The 2,002-nt window shown below is 44.0% G+C and carries 2 protein-coding genes; one reads left to right on the top strand and one right to left on the bottom strand.

Going from position 1 to position 2,002, the window contains the following annotated elements:
- Window positions 1-1,152, bottom strand: a 1,152-nt coding sequence (locus WS34_RS14380; protein ID WP_046405708.1) for a site-specific integrase, incomplete at its 3' end; no start/stop codon positions are given.
- A 444-nt stretch (window positions 1,153-1,596) separates the two neighbouring features.
- Here WS34_RS14380 and WS34_RS14385 point away from each other — a divergent pair.
- Window positions 1,597-2,002: Arm DNA-binding domain-containing protein (locus WS34_RS14385; RefSeq protein ID WP_286693823.1), on the top strand; the 406-nt coding region annotated here is incomplete at its 3' end.

Consider the following 2,002-nt stretch of genomic DNA (forward strand, 5'->3'; position numbering starts at 1 on the left):
GCTGTTGGTGATGCGGGCGTAAATTTGCGTAGTTTCTATGTTTGTGTGTCCCAGCATCTTGGACACCGTTTCAATGGGTACGCCCTTTGACAGCGTGGTGGTCGTGGCGAACGTGTGCCGGGCAAGGTGGAATGTCAGGTTCTTTTTAATACCGCATATATCGGCAATCTCTTTCAAGTAGGCGTTTAGCTTCTGATTGCTGATTACGGGAAGTATCTTCCCGTCCGGCAACTTGCCCTTGTACTTCTTCAAAATCATCTTGGGAATATCCAGCAGGGGGACATTCACGTCCGTGTTGGTCTTTACCCGCTTGGTGATTATCCAAAGGTTGCCGTCAAAGGACTTTTGGATATTCTCCTGCCGCAAGTTGGCGACATCGCTGTATGCCAAACCGCAGAAACAGGAAAAGACGAACAAGTCCCTGACGTGTTCCAGCCGTTCGGAAACCATTTTCTTTTTAAGGATGATTTTTATCTCGTCCTCTGTCAGATAACCCCTGTCCACTTTCTCCAGCCGGATTTTGTAGCTGGCGAACGGGTCGCCCACCAGTATGCCATTGTTACGGGCAATGATGATGATACGCTTGAAGAACTGCATGAACTTGGCGGTGGTGTTATAGCCGCACTTGCAGGCGGTACGCAAATACAACTCAAAATCGGTAATGAACATCGGGCTTATCTCCTTTATGGATATGTCCGATACATTGTACTTGCTTTGGATAAATTCAGCGAGGTGGCGGCGGGTCACTTCATACTTGCGGTAGGTCGCTATCGTCTTGGATATACCCACAAGCTGCTTCACATCGTCATTGTGCTTTTGGAACAATGAAAGGATTGTTTCGTGGCTCTCGCTATGACCTAAAAACTCGTTTTTCACTTTCTCGGCGGTCACGTAGTTGTCACGCCGTTGCATTTCGTGGTAAATGGTATTCAGGGAAGAACGTATGTCGTCCAAAAGGGCGTTTATCCTCCCGGCATCCCTGCCTTTGGCTTTGCCCGCAGCAATGCTCCAGTTGTCGGGCTGGATGCTCTGTTTCGTACTGAACTGGCAAAGTTTGCCGTCTATGGTGATGCGTGCCATAATCATAACCTCGCCGTTTTTCTTTTCAGAACCTTTCTTCAAATAAAAAAGAACCTTGAATGTCGATTTCATAACTCAAAATTTTTAGTTGCAAAATTAGTTTTTACCTCTCGTTTTCGAGTTATGCAGACTATGGACTAATATAGTCATTATCAGGTCATTTATGGACAATTCGTTACCGTTTTTGTCCGGCAGGGAATAGGTAACGATTTAGTAACGAAACTTTGTCTTTTACCGTACTTTTGAAGTCTTGAAAGCAGGACTTTCGGGCAATAAAAAAAGCCACAAATCATTGATTTGTAGCTTTTTGTCCGTTTGCTGACCATTTCTGTCCAGCACGTTCAGCGGAGAGACAGGCTCTCGAACCTACATATTCAAGAAATATCATAAAATTGCAAATCATTAATAATCAAGCACTATTTGGAGTACATAGTAAATCTAAATCTTTCTGAATATCTTTTGCTATTCCAAATATTGGGTGTATATTTGGGTGTAGAATTTCAAACACACCCAATTATGAATATCAAACGAAACATCATTTTTGCATTGGAAAGCCGGAAGAAGAACGGTGTGCCAATCGTGGAGAACGTGCCTATCCGTATGCGTGTCATATACGCAAGTCAGCGCATTGAGTTTACAACGGGTTACCGCATTGATGTAGCCAAGTGGGATGCTGACAAGCAGCGAGTGAAGAACGGGTGTACCAACAAACTAAAGCAAAGTGCATCTGAAATCAATGCCGATCTGCTGAAATACTATACCGAAATTCAAAACGTGTTCAAGGAATTTGAGGTACAGGAAGCCATGCCCACTACCCAACAGCTAAAGGACGCATTCAACCTGCGGATGAAAGATACAAGTGAAGACCAGGAAGACGTAAAGATAAGTTTTTGGGAGGTATTCGATGAATTTGTAAAAGAAT

Origin of the sequence: Odoribacter sp. N15.MGS-14, assembly GCF_000980245.1 — a bacterium.
GTDB classification, from domain to species: Bacteria; Bacteroidota; Bacteroidia; order Bacteroidales; family Marinifilaceae; genus Odoribacter; species Odoribacter splanchnicus.